The following is an 18,223-nucleotide window of genomic DNA, read 5'->3' on the forward strand; positions in this document are numbered from 1 at the left end:
CGGTTCTGTGAGGGGCGGACAGAGTAATCTGATTCCGTCTACTCGACTGACGGCCCTGCGGGCCGAGGGTTGTGGATAGCCGCCTACGCGGCTATGATTATAAAGTCAGCGTTACGTTCTTCCCTCTTGTGTCACCAGTGCTGCCTGAGGTAGTGCGTTAGCCTTCTTCCTCTGGAAGAAGGTGGCGCCGTCAGGCGACGGATGATAGCGGATTTTCGCAAGGGGAGCGCTGATTCAGTCGTTATCGGATTTCATTCTTGCATTTTGGTTCAATACAAGGAATAAGCCGACGCGAATAGCGAGCTATTTAAGGAGCCCCATGACGAAGCAGTGCATAAAAATTCTTATAAAAGCAGACTCTATGAATTAATCAGTGCTTCCCTAGTCCACTAGTTCACCAGATCACTAGTACACTAGCTCACTAAAGAATACCAGTCGACGGGAATTGGCCACTGACGTGGCCACCCCCTATCCCGCTGCGCGGGACTCCCTCCACGGGAAAGCGTCTCACGTGATTTTCGGGTCGTTACCGCTCCCCTACAAATCACGTTCGCTTGCCACCCTATTCAGGGGGGAGAATATGCCTCTCTACGGTTTCTCACAGAGTCATGTGGCACATTGGCAAGCATCCATAGTCCACCCGCTTAGGCGGGGGAAGGTGGTGCCGTAAGGCACAAAGGGGGGTGTCGCATTTTCCACGCGCCAAAGGCGCGGTTGGCTTGTTTTCCCTTCGCCCGAAAGGGCGGTTGTATAGTTTTATTTATACTGGCGCCCTTCATTATTTAAAGGGCGCCCACCAAGGCCGATAGCCGATAGCCGGCACCAGCCCACTAGCCACCAGCTACAAGCTACCAGCCACTATCCCCCACCCGCCAGGGCGGTTGTCTGATTTTATCATACTGGCGCCTTCAATTATTCAAAAGGCGCCCACCAAGGCCTTTGCCCCTTGAGCGAAGCGACGCAACCCTTGGCCCGTGCGACAGCACAGGGCCATACGCCCCTCTGCCGCGTAGCGGCAGGCCCCTACGGGAATACAGGGAAGCACCGCCCCGCCGACTGGTATTCTTCAGTGAGCTAGTAGCTAGTATCTAGTAGCTTGTTTAGTTGCTACAAACAAGCCACCAGCTACCAGCCACTAGCAACCCTCACCCCTAAAGGGGAAACGACTCACTATGATTTGCGCGTCGCTATCGCTCCTTCAAATCATGTTCGCTGTGCACGGCCGCAGGCCGTGTCCCAGCCGCTCCGCGGCTGTCACCAGAGGAAGAATATCATCACCGATTCCACCACTACGAAGAGGACCACTGCAGCGTACATCATATAGATGGCTGTCTTAATGTGTTCCGCTTTGAGCGGCGTATCGGGGTCGCCCATGTATTCGCGGAATTCCGGTTTTCCTTCGTAGTAGTTGTAGCCGCCAAGGCGGACGTGCATGGCACCGGCTACGGTGGCTTCGGCGTATCCCCCGTTGGGAGAGGGGTGCTTGGGTGCATCCCTGAGGCCTATTTTTTCCGCATTTTTCCAGTCCAGCCGGAGCATGGCCGCCGCGGCTAGGAAGAGGAGGAAGGTAATGCGGGCGGGGATGTAGTTCAGTACGTCGTCCATGCGGGCGGCGAAGCGGCCGAAGAAGAGGTAGCGGTCGTTTTTGTAGCCCAGCATGGAGTCCATGGTGTTGCCGGCGCGGTAGAGTGCCGCCCCTACGGGACCGAAGAGGAGGAACCAGAAGAGAGGGGAAATGACGCCGTCGGTGGTGTTTTCCGCAATGGTTTCCACGGTGCCCCGGGCGATTTCACTTTCATCCAGATTTTCCGTGTCCCGTCCTACAATCCAGCTAAGTCTCTTTCTGGCAGCTGCCATGTCCCCCGCTTTGAGAAGATGGTAGATTTCCATGCCGTCCCTGGCCAGAGCCCTGGGGGTGATGGTGAAATAGAGCAGCACCGCGCTGACGGCGGCGTACATGAGGATGCCCGATTTCACCGAAAGCCAGGTAAGGAAGCCTGCCACCAGGCCTACGGTGAGGAAGACCAGGAGGGAGGTCATCATGCCCCTGAAAAACATATTTCCGTCAGATGTCTTCTTTTCCGGATAGAGTTTATCTTCGAAGAAGGAAATCACCTTCCCGATGAGCACCACCGGATGGTAACTGCTCCTCGGGTCGCCGTACACTGTGTCGATGACCAGCGCCGCCACGGGGATGGCGGCATTGAAGGCAGAATAAATCAGTCCGTCCAATTATTCATTCCCCAGAATCTTATAAAATGCGTCCATGTCGAAATGGCTTCTCACCATCTTGGCCAGACGGTCGAATTCGGACTCCTTGTACTCCCGGTACTTGAACTGCACCGGCAGGGCAGGAAGTCCCTTCCTTTCGCGGAGGGCATTGATCACAGCGCGGCGCAGGCTGTCGTTGTCGAAAAGTCCGTGGCAGTAGGTGCCGAAGACATTGCCCTTTTCGTTGATATAGCCGTCCCTGAGGTCCACCTTCTCCTCGCTTCTCTGCACGATATGGAAGAGGGATTTCGCCGGTTTCGTAAGGGTGGTCTCACCCATGTGGATTTCATAGCCCCGCATGCCGGAATCTTTGAAATCCATGCCCAGGAAGGGCAGGCTGTCGCAGTCGAAGGTGACTTGGTAAGTGTTCTTTTTGCCATGCATGGATGTGGTATAGGGCAGAAGGCCGAGACCGTCCACTTCGTCGTTTTCGCTTTCCACATGGAGGGGATCGCAGACCTTTTCACCCAGCATCTGGAAACCGCCGCAGATACCGATGACCGGTACCCCCTTTTCCGCCATTTCCACGATTTCCTTCGCGTAGCCTTGGCGCTTCAGGTAGAGCAGGTCTTCGGTGGTGTTCTTACTGCCCGGCAGAAGGATGAGGTCCGGATCGCCGATCATGTCCCCCTGCTGCACGAAACGGAGATTTACATCCGGTTCATGGTTCAGGGCATCGAAATCGGTGAAATTGGAAATCTTCGGCGTCTGCATGACGGCGATATGGATATCCCGCATCACATGGTCGCTGGGAAGATCCTGCAGGGACACGGAGTCCTCATCGTCAATGCCAAGATCATCCAGGTAAGGAATGACGCCCAGCACCGGAATGCCCGTCTTTTCCTTCAGGAACGTCAAAGCCGGTTCCAGAAGGGTGATGTCGCCGCGGAACTTGTTAATCACAAGACCCTTCACCAGCGCCCTTTCCTCCGGTTCCAGGAGTTCCAGGGTGCCTACGATGGAAGCCAGCGCCCCGCCTCTGTCGATGTCGGCGATGAGGAATACAGGCGCATGGCACTCTTTGGCAATACGCATATTTACGATATCATTCTTCTTCAGGTTCACCTCGGCCGGAGACCCTGCCCCTTCGATGACAAGGGCATCATAATGGGTTTCCATGTAGTCAAGGCTCTTCTTCACCGTTTCCCAGGCCCGCTGGCTGTAATTGTTCTGATACTCGGAGGCACTGTAATTTCCTACCGATGTACCCAGAAGAATGACCTGGGAGCAGGAATTTCCTGTAGGCTTCAAAAGCACAGGATTCATCTGCACGATAGGAAGGGCGCCCGCTGCCTCCGCCTGGGCCACCGTAGAGCGGCCGATTTCACCGCCCGACAGGGTGACATAGGAATTCAGCGCCATATTCTGGGCCTTAAAAGGCGCAGTCCTGTACCCGTCCTGGGCCAGAATACGGCAGAAAGCAGTGGTCAGAATGCTCTTGCCCACATGAGAACTGGTTCCCTGAAACATGACTCTCTTTGCAATTTTTGTCATTATAGCTCCACTCCTCTTTCTTTGAGCTCCATAGTAATCCCTGCAATGGAAAGGTATACCCTGTCGGCACGCTTCGCCACATACTGGTTCGCCAGCCCCACAAGATCCCTGTATACCCGGCTCATGGCATTGGCAGGAACAATGCCCATTCCAAGCTCATCGGACACGAATATGATTTCCTTATCGGAAACAGAAGAAATCCGGTCAAACATGAGGTCCAGATCCCGCTCCAGCTCCTGCTGCAGCGTGGTGAGATCCGACACCCCCAATGTTTCCACCGTAATCCCCTTCATATGGTCCATAAGAATGTTATTCACATACATGGTTATGCAGTCAAAAAGAATGGCATCCGCTTCCTCAAGGATATGCCCCATCTCCTTCCCTGCTCCATGCATCACCTCGAAAGTCCGCCAGTCCGCAGGGCGCCGCTGCCGGTGAAGAATCACCCGGTAGCGCATCTCATCATCCAGAATCTGGCTGGTAGCAATGTATCCCTTCCTTTTCCCTGTGGAACGATACATCAGCTTCTCCGCAAACTCGCTCTTCCCGCTTCTGGCTCCGCCAAGAACAAGAAATATTTTGTTTTTCATGTCCTTTCATCACCTTCTTCTATACTATTTCTGACAATACTACCCCTAAATAATAACATAAGTAATCTAAGGCTGCCATAAGAAATAGGAAATAGGGGGGCCGCGGAGCGGCCCCTTGATTCAGAGGGTTCTCCCCCCCTATTTTATTGTGCCACCACTTGTGGGGGAAAGGTGGTGCGTCAGCACCAAAGGGGGCGGGTCCGCTGGGGCCACGGAGTGGCCCGGGTTCAAAAGGTTCAAAGGGTTCAGAGGGGAAGGTTCTTAAGTTTGACCGGCCTGTCGGCCGGAGGGTTCTTAGGTTTGACGGGCCCTTTGGGCCCGAGGGTTGTGGATTGCCGCTGCGCGGCAATGAATTATAAAGTCAGCGTTACGGAAATGCCTCTTGTGTCACCAGGGGTACCTGACGTAGTGCGTTAGCCTCCTTCCTCTGGAAGGCAGAAGCCCTGCAGAGGGCTTCTGAGCCGGGCTAATATGTGAGCATAGCCTGCACATAAAGCGAACACCTTAATGCCCGACGGTGTCGCCGCAGGCGACGGAGGATAGCGGCCTTTCGTAGAAAATCCGAGGCCCCGCAGGGGCCTAAGACGGCTCATAGTGGCTTGGAGCTATCTTCAAGTGTTCCTCAGGGTTCCGCCCAGAGGCTGTGAAGAAATGATTGAACATTTTTTCGCAGACCCGGCCGCCTGCGGCGGCCTACCCCTTCCACCACTACGTGGTCCCCCCACCCCCGAGTGCGGGGGTGGGCAAGTTTATGGAGGAAAAAGGAACCGCGTCACTACATCCCTTGCCCACCCCTGTTTCAGGGGTGGGTGGCGAGCGCCTATATACTCTCTTGCGCCCCACTGCTTGCCAGGTGGGGAGAGGGCCACGAAGTGGCGAGGGGGGATTGCCAAAGGCATGCTGCCTGCGGATGCTGATATAAAATATGGGCTGTGAAAAAATGATTTACATTTTTCACAGCCCCCTAAATGACTCTTCCATAAAATGCCGCCTTTCGGCGGCGCCTTTGCTGCGCAAAGGCCTATCCTCACCCCTATCGGGGAGCTCCTTCCAAAGGAAGGAGCCTTACGTTACGGGAATGCCCTCCTGCTGCTTAATTCTTGCTATGCATTACGGTGAATTGGCCACCTCCGGTGGCCACCCCCTATCCGGCTGCGCCGGACTTCTCCACGGGAAAGCGTCTCACGAAATTTTCAGTCGCCTAGCGGCTCCCTACAAATTTCGTTCGCTTGCCACCCCTATTCAGGGGGCAGAATAAGCCTCTCTACGCTTTCTCTTTTTCTCATAAGCTTCGTTATGTTTCAAGCGGGTTGTTGTGCCCCCGCTTGCGGGGGAAAGGTGGTGGCGCCAGCCACCAAAGGGGGGCCTCTTTTCCCCCGCCCGTCAGGGCGGTTGGCTTGTTTTCCCTTCGCCCGCCAGGGCGGTTAGCTTGTTTTCCCTTCGCCCGAAAGGGCGGTTTTATGGTTTTATCATAATGGCGCCCCTTCTTTTTAAAGGGCGCCCACCAAGGCCGATAGCCGATAGCCGGCACTAGTTCACCAGTCCACTAGCCACCAGCCACTAGCTACCAGCCACTATCCCCTTCGCCCGTCAGGGCGGTTGGTTTGTTTTCCAACGGGCGAAGCCCGGTTTTATTGTTTTCCCAGCTACAAGCCACTAGCTACCAGCCACAGTATAACAGGGAGATTTCTCCACTCCGCTTCGCTACGGTCGAAATGACAATGTGGCGCCCCCGATCACGATCCCGGTCCCGACCCCGCCGCAGGCGCATCCCGACCCCCCACTCCCCAATCAAAAAAAGCGCCCTGTTTCATGGGCGCCTTTTCATCTTTTTCTTTATTCTCCTGCCTGTTTCATCATCTTGGCTATATCTTCAAAGAATTTATTCTTCTGCCTGTAGCCGATGATTCTTCCCAGTTCTTTTCCGTCTTTATAGAAGATGAAGGTGGGGATGCCTTCGGGGGCGAAGCGGTCGGCCAGTTCTTCTGCTTCGTCTACGTCGATGCGGCAGAGGCGGACTTTTCCTTTGAATTCTTCTTCCGTGCCGGAGAAGGCGGGGAGCATGACCTGGCAGGGGCGGCACCAGGAGGCGCCGAGCTCCAGGAGGACGAATCCTTTTTTGTCTATGAATTCTCTGTCAAGGTCGCTGTCTGTGTAAAGGTCTGTAATCATAGCATCCTCCTTATATGGATAGAATGGTATAGGTTTCGCGGGAATAGGATGGTTCTTCCATGATGGTAATGTCCGTGCCCGCGGTTTTATCAAGGTTTTCTTTCATGGGGCCTGTTTCCAGGATCTTTTTCACTTCTCCCGGACAGTGGATTTCAAGGGCTGTTTTGAAGGGGCCTTTTCTTCTTCTGTTTTCCAGGTCTTCCAGGATGCGGTCCGCCGCCACTTTGGCGGAGAGGATGCGGCCGGTGCCGCCGCAGGCGGTGCAGGGGTCGTAGTAGTACTGCCAGGTCCTTTTGGTGGTTCTTTTTCTTGTCATTTCCACAAGGCCCAGGGATGTCATGCCGAGGACCAGGGTTTTGGTGTGGTCTTCTTTCACAGCATTCCTGAGGATCTGGAGGAGTTTTTCCTTTTCTTCCTTTTTCTCCATGTCGATGAAGTCCACCATGATCATGCCGCCGATGCCGCGGAGACGGATCTGTCTTGCGATTTCCCGGGCGGCGTCTTTGTTGATGAGGAAGGCCAGCTGGTCGTGGGGCATGCCATTGGCTTTGAAGGAGCCGGAGTTCACGTCGATGACGGTGAGGGCTTCGGTGTAGTCGATGACCAGGGAGCCGCCGGAAGGAAGGGGCACCACCCGGTCGAAGAGGCACCGGATTTCGTCGTCCACGTGGAAGGCATGGAAGAGACTTTCTCTTTCGTCGTAGAAAAGGATTTTGTCTTCGGAAATATGTTCTTCTTCCGCAAGGGTGAGGAGCCTTGCATAGGTGGCTTTGTCATCCACCAGAAGGCGGTCGGCGCCTGTCAGGTAGTCCCGCACGCTTTTCACCGCCAGGTCGCCGTCTCTGTACAGGAGGGCCGGCGCTTTTTCGATGGCCCCTCTTCTCATGACGATGTCCATGGTACGGGAAAGGGAGGAAATATCATTTCTAAAATCCTCCTCCCCTGCTCCCTGGGCAGCAGTGCGGACGATGAAGCCCGTGCCTCCTACGCTAAGAGAGGAGGCGGCGGTCCTCAGCCTGTTTCTTATATTTTCATCGGTAATTTTCTTGGAGATACCGATGTAGGAGGAGCCTGCCAGGGCTACGGCGTAGCGGCCGGCGAAGCTGATTTTTTCAGTGACCAGGGGTCCCTTGGTTTCGGTGCTGTCTTTTTCCACCTGCACCAGCACGGAGGCGCCTTCGGTGCGGGGCGCCCCTTTCAGGGTGTCCCGGTCCCTCAGGAAGGCATTTCTGCCTATGCCGATATCGACGAACATGCCGGAGAGGGAGGACACCACGTTTTTGATGACGCCCTTGTACACTCTTCCCACAATGTCTTCTTCCCCCGCTCTTTCCACAAAGAGTTGGGAAAGTGTGTCGTTGTCAAGGAGGGCAAGGGTGGTCTGGTCAGGCCTTACGTGGAGAAGAAGCTGTTTCATGTCAATTTCCTTTCAGTAATCCCTGAAATACGCCGTCATCTTCAAGGGTAAGTCTTTTCCCCTCCAGGCGGCGGTAGGTGCCGGTGCGGGAGCAGATGAATTCGCCCTCCGTCCAGGGCATGTGGAAAGATTCTGCAAGCATTTTCCAGATGTCCTTAGGCTGCACGGTACCGGTGGAGCTTCTCACCAGGGAGAAGGTGAGGTACGCTCTGTCCCTGGTGAAGGTGACTTTCATGGGCTCCCGGATCATGGGCTTCACGTCCATTTCCCTCACCTTTTTCGGGGTCACCCTTTTATAAAGGAAGGAGGAAAGGCTGTTGAACTGCTTGAGGGATTCTTCGGCCTGTTTGAAATCGTCATCAGTGAGTCCTTCCTTTACAGGGCCTTCCATTTCATAGGCGTCTTCGTTGAAGACGGCCACGAATTTGGGCCAGTTCTTCTCCGCTTCCACAATGGAGCGGATGGTAATGCCCTTCGGCAGCTGGCGGGACAGTCTTTCCTTCACTTCAGACAGATCCATATCCCCTTCCAGTTTCATTTCCAGGTACAGGGGGTCGGCGGTGACGCCTACGCCCAGGGCGGAGTCCAGAGCCAGTTTCATATGGGGGTTGAAGCCCTCCGAGAAGGCCACCGGGATTTCGGAGCGCATGACCGCCCTTTCCAGGGTGCGCAGGAAATCGAGGTGCCCCAGGAAACGGAGTTCCTCACCTTTCGTGATAGACAAAAACAGCCTTTTCATGTGCATTCTCCTCTTTATGATCAATGGGTTTTACGTCCAGCACCGGGCAGACGGCGCAGCCGTTGCAGGCAAGGTGGCGGCAGTCGTGGGTCAGGATGCCTCTCTTAGCCAGGCGCCATTCTTTCCGGAGGTAGTCCTTGGATACGCCGCAGTCGATGTGGTCCCAGGGTTCCGGTTCGTATTCGTCTCTATCCCGGGACGCATAGAGGTCAGGGTCCACGCCGCATTCCTCAAAGGCGTCCATCCAGCGGTCGTAGTCGAAGAATTCGGTCCAGCTGTCATACTTGCAGCCCTTTTCCCAGGCCTTCAGGATGACGGGGGCCAGTTTCCTGTCTCCCCTTGCCAGCACCGCTTCCAGCCGCCCTGTTTTGGCGTCATGGTAGGCGAATTTGATATGCCTGTCGGTGAAGAGGCTCTTCAGGTACTGCTGTTTCCTTTCGATTTCCTCCACGCTGCACTGGGGCATCCACTGGAAGGGAGTGAAAGGCTTCGGCACGAAGCTGGCCACGCTGACGGTGATGCGGCAGTCGTTTCTTCCGCGGATGGTATGGTAAAGTTCTTTAATCCTCATGGCCAGGTCGGCGATGCCCTTCAGGTCTTCGTCCGTTTCTGTGGGAAGGCCCATCATGAAATAGAGTTTTACCTTGCTCCAGCCGTTTTTGAAGGCATTGGAGCAGGCGCCCATAATGTCTTCTTCGGTGACGCCCTTATTGATTACGTCCCGGAGGCGCTGGGTGCCCGCTTCCGGCGCCAGGGTGAGGCCGCTCTTTCTGACCTGCTGGATTTTCTTGGCAATGTCGATGGAGAAGGAGTCTACACGTAAGGAGGGAAGGCTCACGGATACGCGGCGGTTCTTGAAGGTTTCCAGAAGGTGGTCCACCAGTTCCGGCAGGCAGGAGTAGTCGGCGGAAGACAGGGACATGAGGGAAATTTCATTGTATCCCGTGTTCCTGATCAGGGTATCGGCGATTTCCTGCAGTTTTTCCTCGCTCTTTTCACGGACCGGACGGTAAATCATGCCGGCCTGGCAGAAACGGCAGCCCCGGCTGCAGCCGCGGAACATTTCAAGTACCGCTCTGTCATGCACGATTTCAATATGGGGCAGGATGGGTTTGTCATCCACTTTGACCTTGTCGAAGTCGGGAATAATCCGTTTTTCCACAGGGAACTGGGCCGCTTCGTCAGTGGGAGCGATGGAGCGGAAAATGCCGTTTTCATAGTAATTCACCTGGTAAAGGGAAGGTACGTAGCAGCCTTTGATGGTGGCCATGCGTCGGATGATTTCCTTTCTTCCTCCCGGCTTTCCTTCTTTTTTCCAGTTTTTCACAAGCTCCGCCATTTCGCCGATGGCTTCTTCCGATTCGCCGATGAAGAATACATCGAAGAAATCAGCTACAGGCTCCGCATTGTACACGCAGGGGCCGCCGGAAACGACGATGGGGTCATCCTCTCCCCTGTCCTTTGCCAGGAGTGGGATGCCGGAAAGGTCCAGCATGTTCAGGATATTGGTGTAGCACATTTCAAAGGGCATGGTGAAGCCCAGCACGTCAAAATCCCGGACTGGGCATTTCGACTCCAGGGTGTAAAGGGGAATATGTTTCTCCCGCATGAGGGCTTCCATATCCACCCAGGGGGCGTATACTCTTTCCGCCAGGGTGTCATCCCTTGCGTTGAGCACGCTGTAAATGATTTTCAGGCCCAGGTGGCTCATGGCCACTTCATACACATCGGGGAAGGCCAGGGCCACTTTCACGTCCACACTGTCATGGTCTTTCACTACGCTGTTCCATTCGCCGCCGATGTAGCGGGCCGGTTTCTGGATATGCATGAGCCATACGGGATCAATTTTTACAGGGTTCATAGTCACTCCTAATCAAACATCAGCTTTTTGCGCCGGATGTAAATATTCATCAAAAGTCCTACGCAGAGAAGGTTCATCATGAGGGCACTGCCGCCGTAGCTCATGAAGGGCAACGGAATGCCGGTGACCGGCATAATGCCCAGGGTCATTCCCACATTAATGAAAATCTGGAAAAGCCACATGGAGAAAATGCCGCAGGCCAGAAGGCTTCCGAAGGCGTCTCCCGAGGACCGGGAAATCATAATGGCACGATATAAAAGGATAAAGTACAGGAAAAGGACAAAAATGGCTCCGATGAAGCCCAGTTCTTCCCCGATAACGGAAAAAATGAAGTCCGTATGGTTTTCAGGCAGGAAGTTCAGCTGGCTCTGGGTGCCTTCGAAAAGGCCCTGGCCGATGAAGCCGCCGCTGCCGATGGAAATCTTGGACTGGATGACATGGTAGCCGGAGCCGTAGGGGTCTACAGAAGGATTGAAGAGCACCAGGATACGCATTTTCTGGTAGCTGTGCAGCACGAAGAACCAGATCAGCGGGAACACCGCCGCAAAGGCGATAAAGGCCTTCTTCACCAGGGACATATTGAGGCCGCAGATGTAGAGCATGCCGAAGGTAATGGCTGCAAATACAAGGCTGGTGCCTAGGTCCGGCTGGATGAAGATAAGAAGGGTGGGAAGGGCCATAAGTCCTGCCACCGGAAGAAGGCTCTTCCATGTCCTGTAGCCTCCCTTATTGTTGGAAAGGAGGCGGGCCAGACAGATGATCATAATGATTTTTGCAAATTCCGAAGGCTGCAGCGTAAAGGGGCCGATCTGGATCCACCGCTGGGCGCCCAGGGCACTGGTGCCTGCAAATTTCACCACCAGAAGCATGATGGCATTCACCACGTAAAGGGCGGGCACAAAGCGGTACAGGAGCCGGTAGTCAAAGTACAGGGAAGCACCGCCGATGATAAGGCCCATGAGGAGGAATACCCCCTGCTTGATGACGAAATCGTACTGGCCCGGATGGTCCGGCACATTGGCATGGGTGGCACTGGAAATAATCAGCAGGGATACCACCGCCAGCCCCAGCACCGTCATGAGGAGGGTGCTGTCGATTTTACGCCAGTAATGAATAAGATTCATAGGTTATCGCCTCCGCTGCCATTTATAGGCCCGGCTGCCGGAGTGCCAGGACAGGCCTTTCACTTCATGGGTTTGATTTCTATTTCTTCTTTCCATATCCTCCTCGTTTTCTCTATCCCCTGCTGCCAGGAACGATTCCCAGCGGGACAGGGGGATTTCCTTATCTTTAAAGAGGGTGCGGGCGGCGTCGGTCAAAGCCCGGCCGTAGGCACTTTTTTCATCGAAATCAATAAGCTCTCCCCGATTTGCCAGACGGTCCGCCATGAGGGAAAAGGGAATGACGCCGCCGAATCTTTCTTCGTCCACCGTACCATACACCTCATGGAAGGAAAGGCCTGTGCCCTCCCCTCCGGTAAAGCGGTTCAGCAGGTAAGCATAGGGCTTTTCCCCTATGAGGGGAAGGAGGCGGTCCGCATTTCTTCTGGAAGGCCAGGCAGGCGCCACCAAGAGCACGATTTTGTCGGACAGGCGGAAGGCCGTTTCGACGCCCTTCCCCATGCCGGCGGGGCAGTCGATGAGAATGTAGTCGTAAAGCCGGTGGATGTCATCAAGCACCGTGTCCATGGCCGCCGGAAATACGGTTTCCCAAGTCTCCTTCTGGGAAGCGGGAAGGAAATCAAGGTTCTCCATTACAGGAAGCACCGCATCTTCCAGAAAGCACTTCCCCTCTGCCAGATCGCAGATGTTGTAGAAGCAGTCGTTTTCCAGTCCCAGGATGAGGTCCATGTTCCGAAGGCCCATGTCACCGTCTATAAGGAGTACTTTCTTTCCCCTGCGGGAGAGGGTAATGCCCAGGGAGGCGGTAATGAGAGTCTTCCCCACCCCGCCTTTGCCGGAGGCGGCGGATAGAATCACTGCCATCAGGGATTTCCTCCCTTCTTGTCTTTATTCTCCGCCTTTTCCTTTCCCGGCGCGTAGTCGCCCAGATGGAAATAGGCATTCATGATCTGTTTTACCACAGGAGCGGCGGATTCGGAACCGAAGCCGGAGTGTTCGAACATGCAGAGCACCACGATTTCCGGTTTGTCGAAGGGGCCGTAGGCCACGAACCAGCCGTTATCCAGTCCGTTTGTTTCCGCCGTGCCCGATTTGCCTGCCACCGCAATGGGATAGTTGGCAAAGAGGGCGCCGCCGGTGCCGTTCTTCGTCATAACCAGGCGGAGGGCCTGGTGCAGGTCGTCCAGGGTAGCCTTGGACACCGGCAGGGTGCCCAGCTTCTCCGGCGAATAAATCTTAAGAGGCGAGCCGTCCAGCTTGTCGATGCGGTTCACCAGGTAGGGCTTGTACCGGAAGCCGCCGTTAGCGATGGAAGCATACACCATGGCCATCTGGATAGGCGTGGTCAGGGTAAAGCTCTGGCCGATGGCGGCGTCCATGGTTTCGCCCAGGTACCAGTCCTGCTTGAATACCTTTTTCTTGTATTCCTCGCTGGCCACATTACCCTCCGCTTCCCCTGCCAGGTCGATGCCCGTAGGTTTGCCGAGGCCGTAGTCCCGGGCCATGGCGGAAATGCGGTCGATACCAAGGCGCCGTCCCATTTCATAGAAATAGACGTTATCCGACTTTTCCACCGCTTCGTAGAAATTGATCCAGCCGAAGGCTTCGCCTTCGGAGTTTCTCTTGTCAACCAGCCAGTGCTTGCCGCTGTCGAAAATCCGCTCCTCCGGCGTGGTGACCTTGGATTCCAGAGCTGCGGAGCCCGTAATCACCTTGAACAGGGAGCCCGGAGGATACATGGCCGCAATGGTCCTGTTCTGCATGGGGTGGTTCTTGTTATTAATGATATTATTCCATTCCTTGGCGGAAATGCCCTTGCTGAAATGGTTAGGGTCATAACTGGGCCAGCTTACCATGGCCAGCACCGCCCCCGTATTGGGGTCGATGGCCACGGCGGACGCTCCCGTGGGAAAAACGCCGGAATGGGCCAGGGTTCTTGCCTGGGCATCCATGGCATCCTCCGCCGCCTTCTGCAGATGGGCATCCAGGGTGAGGCGCACATTATTTCCTGAAACAGGCGGCGTACCTTCCACATAGCGCACCGGCTGGCCGGAAGCATTGACCTCCACCGTTTTGGAGCCGTTCCTGCCTTCCAGGAACTGGTTGTACTGTCTTTCCAGACCGGAGCGGCCGATAAGGGTAGCTGTTTTATAGGGATTGCCGTTGGCATCTCTGTCATCAGGCCCTGCCTCCCCTACATAGCCAAGCACCTGGGCGCCTGCAGCGCCGAGAGGATACACACGAAGGGGATTCACTTCGATTTCAATGCCCGGGAAATCGTCCTTCTTTTCCTCGATTTGGGTAGCCACATCAATGCCCACATCGTTGGCCAGATAAATGGCACCGAAGGCCAGCTTGTTATCTTCTATTTTCTTCTTGATATCCTCCACCGGCACCTTGAGGAGCGCAGAGAGGCGGTTCAGCTCATCGTCGGAAAGACTGTTCTTCTTCCTTTCCACCGGCATGATGACACTGTAGGCCGGACGGGAGCCTGCCATGATGATGCCGTTTCGGTCATACATGACGCCCCGGGAAGCCTGCTGGGGCAGATGACGGATACGGTTGCCGTCCGCTTCTTCCTGGTAGTAGCTGCCCTCCACCACCTGCATCCAGAAAAGCCGGGCGCCAAGAATGAGCAGAAGGACTATGGCAGCGTAAATCATGCGGCCATACCGCGACTCCTCCCGGTTCTTTACCAGCGAATTCAAGATGGAGGGGATATGTTTTTTCACCAACGGGGTTCCTCCTCCCGTTTCAACATCCATAGGAAATTATGCAGAATCAGGCTGCATCCCCCGTTCATCAGGACCAGGGGAATGCCCAGATAAATGAAATAAAAGAGGGATGGATACCGGCTCCCGGCCCAGCCCATGATGATACTGGAAAAAATCACATAAATCACCGATGCCAGCAGCACCGACAAAAGGGAAACATACCAGTGCTTATTGTACCGGTGCCTGCCGAATTTCACAAAAAGCAGGGTAATCACAAGGTAGGGCAGAAGATGAAGACCGAAGAAATTGCTGGTCACAATGTCCTGCAGAAATCCCCCCACCCCTGCCAGGATAAAGGCGGACTTCCGGTCCACAATCACCGCCGCCAGGGCAATCACCGTGAGCCACAGATCCGGCTGCATAATGCCGTTGAAAAGGAAGGGCAGGAAAGAGGACTGCAGAAGAAAAATGACACAGCTTAATAGCACAAGGCTGTAAGCGCTCATCATTTATCACCTGCCTGCTGCTTATTCGGGTTCATAGCCGGTTCCATCTTCGGCGGCTTCACCGTAATACTTTCCGGAGCCGTCTTCTGGATATGGTCGGTGATGACAAAGACCTCCTCCAGATGGGAGAAATCGGCTGCCGGTTTGATTTCCGCCGACTGGGTGCCGCCCTCTGCATCCACATCCACCTTCTCCACCGTACCGATGACCACCCCTTTGGGGTACACGCCGCCGTAACCGGAAGAAACGATGGTATCCCCCTTAATCACATCCGCCTCTTTCGGAAGGGACATGAGGGTGAGATACCCCGGATTGCCGCTGTTGCCGGATACCATGGAAACCACCCGGGATGCGGGACGCTGCACAATGCCGCCGATGGTGGTGCGGGGATCCAGAAGAAGCTGCACCCTGGCGGAATTCATATACACCTCGCTCACAAAACCCACAATGCCCGTAGGCACGATGACAGGCATGTATTTCTTAAGGCCGCTGTCCTCCCCCCGGTCAATGACCATGGTGTGGGTCCAGCCGCCATAATCCCTTTCAATCACCGACGCCCCCAGAAGATTGTAGCTGGTATAGCCCTGTTTAAACTTCAAAAGATTCCGGAGACGGATATTTTCCGCCAGAATCTCACTGTAATGATTCTGCTCCGTCTTCAGGCTCTCATTTTCCTTCCTCAGCTCATCCAGCTCCTTCCAGTTGGAAAAGACCTGCTTAAGGAAACCGATGCCGTTCTCCCCTGCCCAGGCGGCCCGGGACACGCCGTATTCGAAAGGAGCGGCCCCCACCGACAATGGCTGGGACACAAAGGGAATGTACTCCCTGTGCCGCCAGAACCATCCGCAGCCGCCCATAAAAGCAAAAAGCACAATCATGCTGACCATCTTTTTCTTACTGAAGAATATCAAAATCAAGCTCCCCCATAGTATTTATCACCATTTTCAATGAGCAGGGAATGCTCCTTGTCCATCATGCAGGCCGCATAACAGCCTTTCGCCACCACAGATCCCGGATCTGTCGGAATCGAAACGGGCATATGAAGCTCCGCAGACAGCCAGTCCCTGATACCGTCCATAAGAGCGCTGCCTCCGGACAGAAGCAGCCCGTTCTTCAGGAAATCGTCGGCCATCTCCGGCGTAGCCTGTCCCATGACGCGGCGGATTAAAAGAAGCACCGGCTCCATAATATGCTGCATAACGGAACTCATTTCATCCACAGAAATTTCAACAACCACTTCCACCCCGTCACTGAGACGGCGGCCCCGGACCGTAAAAGCATTATCCGTTCCGCTGCCGGTGAGGGAAAGCACCTCACTCTTCAATTTCTCCGCCTGCTCCAGACCGATCATCATGCTGTAGCGGTCCTGGATATGACGGCAGATGCCAAGGTCGATATCATGGCCCCCAAAAGAAATCCCCTCCTGAGCCAGAATCCCGCCGCAGCCGTAAATCCCCGCATCCGACACATCCCGGCCGATAACGAGGGAAAGAACAGCAGAAGGCACGGACAAATCCTTCCCCGCCCCGATGGCCGCAGCCGCCGGCGAAGGAATGAGATACACCCCCTGGGCACCGGCATGTATCAGCGCATCCACCAGCGCATGGCGGGTCACAGAAGAAATCTCCGTAGGAATGGCCACCATAAGACCGGGCCGGGAAACAGACCGCCTGAGAGCCTTATTCAAAAAAAAGCGCAGCATGGCCTTCGTCATGTCATAATCGGCAATCATGCCATTCTTCACAGGCCACTCCAGCGTATTATTCTCCGGCTCCTTATGATAAATAATCAGGGCCTCCGTGCCAAAACCAAGCACCTGTCCGCTGATATTATCCACCACCACCGTAGAAGCCTCTTCCAATATAACCTTGTCACGCTGATATATACGAACCTGGGAGGACCCCATGTCCACACCCAGACAGTTTAACATTGCAGAAAACATTAAGCATACCACCTTTTCAAAGGATTCGTATTATTATACCATGGATGGCACTGTGATAACAGGGCGGGGAATGGGAGAGTGTAATTGTCCCCCGCCTGCAGCGTGAGGGTTCTCTCCCCCATTTTATTGTCCCACCGCTTGCGGGAGGGAAGGTGGTGCGTCAGCACCAAAGGGGGGCGGGCCCGCAGGGCCCGCAGGTTGTGTAGGGGAAGGTTCTTAAGATTGACCGGCCTTTGGCGGTCGGGTTCTCAGGTTTGACAGCCGCTTCGCGACTGAGGGTTGTGGATTGCCGCTGCGCGGCTATGAATTATGAAGTCAGCGTTACGTGCTTTCCTCTTGTGTCAACAGTGCTGCCTGACGGAGAGCCAGAGCCTCCTTCCTCTGGAAGGAGGTGTCGCCGCAGGGGACGGAGGATAGCGGATTTTCGTAGAAAATCCGAGGCCCCAAAGGGGCCTGATTTTTACTCATACAATACCCACCACATAAATTTGGACCTATCCTCAGCCCTATCGGGCAGCTCCTTCCTGCGTAAGGAGCCTTACGTTACGGTCTTACCTTCCCGCCCCACTCGTCATCCTGAGCGCAGCGAAGGATCTCAGTATACGTAGACATTGACTCCGACTAGCTCACTAAAGAATACCGGTCGGCGGGAAACACTGCTGGTATATGCCGCAGGTGACTCCAACCATCCCACTAAACAATCCCGGTTAAAACAAAAAAGACTGCAAAAGATGTTTCCATCTTTCACAGTCTTTTCTCCATCCGTCAATATCCGTTAACCTGGCTCACTACGCGGAAATTTCCCACATCGAAAGCTTTGCAGATCACGTTGAAGAAAGGTCCGTAGAGCATGGTGCGGTAGATTTCAGACTTGGTAATCAGAAGCAGACGGCCGCTGTCGAAGGTGACACGGATAAGCCCGTTATTCACATATTTCTCAAAATCCTTCTCCGCCATTTCCTTCCGAAGCCTTTCCAGCGCATCCCTGGTCGGTCCTTCCTGGTACTCCGGACGTTCCATCACAGGAGTGAAGCGGACTTCATAAATCGTGCTGTTATAGCCCTTGGACTCAGCAGAATATCTTTTCCCTTTTTCCATTTCTTCCATGAATAAACACCTGTCCTTTACAGTTGAAATATTACTTCTATATTATAACATCTTTCATTGGCTTGTGCATGAGAGTTCGCGGGTAAAAGGTTCTTAAGTTTGACCGGCCTGTCGGCCGGAGGGTTCTCAGGTTTGACAGGCCTGCGGCCTGAGGGTGTGGTATCGCCCTGCGGGCGATGAGTATGAAGTCAGCGTTACGGGAATGCATTTTGTGTCACCAAGGATACATGACGCAGTGCAAAAGCCTCCTTCCTCTGGAAGGCAGAAGCCCTGCAGAGGGCTTCTGAGC

15 protein-coding genes are annotated in these 18,223 nt (G+C 54.6%); all 15 read right to left on the bottom strand.

Translation table 11 applies throughout. The features are described from left to right. Nucleotides 1-1,254: 1,254 nt before the first annotated feature. Nucleotides 1,255-2,232, bottom strand: a complete 978-nt coding sequence (gene cbiB, locus Q0482_RS01650) for an adenosylcobinamide-phosphate synthase CbiB (protein WP_299142553.1) — start codon at nt 2,230-2,232, stop codon at nt 1,255-1,257. Next, the gene (locus Q0482_RS01655) at nt 2,233-3,756 is read right to left on the bottom strand and encodes a cobyric acid synthase (RefSeq protein ID WP_299142587.1); all 1,524 of its coding nucleotides are present in this window, start codon (nt 3,754-3,756) and stop codon (nt 2,233-2,235) included. Nucleotides 3,757-3,764: 8 nt separating this feature from the next. Next, a complete protein-coding gene (cobU, locus tag Q0482_RS01660; RefSeq protein WP_299142555.1) occupies nt 3,765-4,355 on the bottom strand; it encodes a bifunctional adenosylcobinamide kinase/adenosylcobinamide-phosphate guanylyltransferase in 591 nt (196 codons plus the stop codon). 1,836 nt (nt 4,356-6,191) lie between these two features. Further along, on the bottom strand, nt 6,192-6,527 hold the full coding sequence (locus tag Q0482_RS01665) for a thioredoxin family protein (protein WP_299142557.1): 336 nt from the start codon (nt 6,525-6,527) through the stop codon (nt 6,192-6,194). 10 nt (nt 6,528-6,537) lie between these two features. Next, nucleotides 6,538-7,944 (bottom strand): Rne/Rng family ribonuclease, encoded by a 1,407-nt coding sequence (locus tag Q0482_RS01670; protein ID WP_299142559.1) that lies wholly within the window; start codon nt 7,942-7,944, stop codon nt 6,538-6,540. A gap of 1 nt (nt 7,945) precedes the next feature. Further along, nucleotides 7,946-8,668 carry a TIGR03936 family radical SAM-associated protein gene (locus Q0482_RS01675; protein ID WP_299142562.1) on the bottom strand — a complete coding sequence of 241 codons (723 nt, stop codon included), beginning with the start codon at nt 8,666-8,668 and terminating at the stop codon, nt 7,946-7,948. Then, nucleotides 8,649-10,544 carry a TIGR03960 family B12-binding radical SAM protein gene (locus Q0482_RS01680; protein WP_299142565.1) on the bottom strand — a complete coding sequence of 632 codons (1,896 nt, stop codon included), beginning with the start codon at nt 10,542-10,544 and terminating at the stop codon, nt 8,649-8,651. The genes Q0482_RS01675 and Q0482_RS01680 overlap by 20 nt, the downstream gene beginning before the upstream one ends. An 8-nt stretch (nt 10,545-10,552) precedes the next feature. Then, nucleotides 10,553-11,668 carry a rod shape-determining protein RodA gene (gene rodA / locus Q0482_RS01685; protein WP_299142568.1) on the bottom strand — a complete coding sequence of 372 codons (1,116 nt, stop codon included), beginning with the start codon at nt 11,666-11,668 and terminating at the stop codon, nt 10,553-10,555. A gap of 3 nt (nt 11,669-11,671) precedes the next feature. After that, the gene (locus Q0482_RS01690) at nt 11,672-12,529 is read right to left on the bottom strand and encodes an AAA family ATPase (protein ID WP_299142571.1); all 858 of its coding nucleotides are present in this window, start codon (nt 12,527-12,529) and stop codon (nt 11,672-11,674) included. Further along, on the bottom strand, nt 12,529-14,373 hold the full coding sequence (gene mrdA / locus Q0482_RS01695) for a penicillin-binding protein 2 (RefSeq protein ID WP_299142574.1): 1,845 nt from the start codon (nt 14,371-14,373) through the stop codon (nt 12,529-12,531). Before mrdA ends, Q0482_RS01690 begins: the two co-directional genes overlap by 1 nt. 20 nt (nt 14,374-14,393) lie before the next feature. Next, the gene (gene mreD, locus Q0482_RS01700; protein ID WP_299142577.1) at nt 14,394-14,888 is read right to left on the bottom strand and encodes a rod shape-determining protein MreD; all 495 of its coding nucleotides are present in this window, start codon (nt 14,886-14,888) and stop codon (nt 14,394-14,396) included. Next, nucleotides 14,885-15,796 (bottom strand): rod shape-determining protein MreC, encoded by a 912-nt coding sequence (gene mreC, locus Q0482_RS01705; protein WP_299142580.1) that lies wholly within the window; start codon nt 15,794-15,796, stop codon nt 14,885-14,887. Before mreC ends, mreD begins: the two co-directional genes overlap by 4 nt. A gap of 2 nt (nt 15,797-15,798) precedes the next feature. After that, the gene (locus tag Q0482_RS01710) at nt 15,799-16,827 is read right to left on the bottom strand and encodes a rod shape-determining protein (RefSeq protein WP_299142582.1); all 1,029 of its coding nucleotides are present in this window, start codon (nt 16,825-16,827) and stop codon (nt 15,799-15,801) included. A 321-nt stretch (nt 16,828-17,148) separates the two neighbouring features. Then, nucleotides 17,149-17,295, bottom strand: a complete 147-nt coding sequence (locus Q0482_RS01715) for a hypothetical protein (protein ID WP_299142584.1) — start codon at nt 17,293-17,295, stop codon at nt 17,149-17,151. Nucleotides 17,296-17,592: 297 nt separating this feature from the next. Further along, nucleotides 17,593-17,934 carry a hypothetical protein gene (locus Q0482_RS01720; protein ID WP_299142585.1) on the bottom strand — a complete coding sequence of 114 codons (342 nt, stop codon included), beginning with the start codon at nt 17,932-17,934 and terminating at the stop codon, nt 17,593-17,595. Nucleotides 17,935-18,223: the final 289 nt, after the last annotated feature.

Source organism: uncultured Dialister sp. (assembly GCF_937959425.1).
Lineage (GTDB): Bacteria > Bacillota > Negativicutes > Veillonellales > Dialisteraceae > Dialister.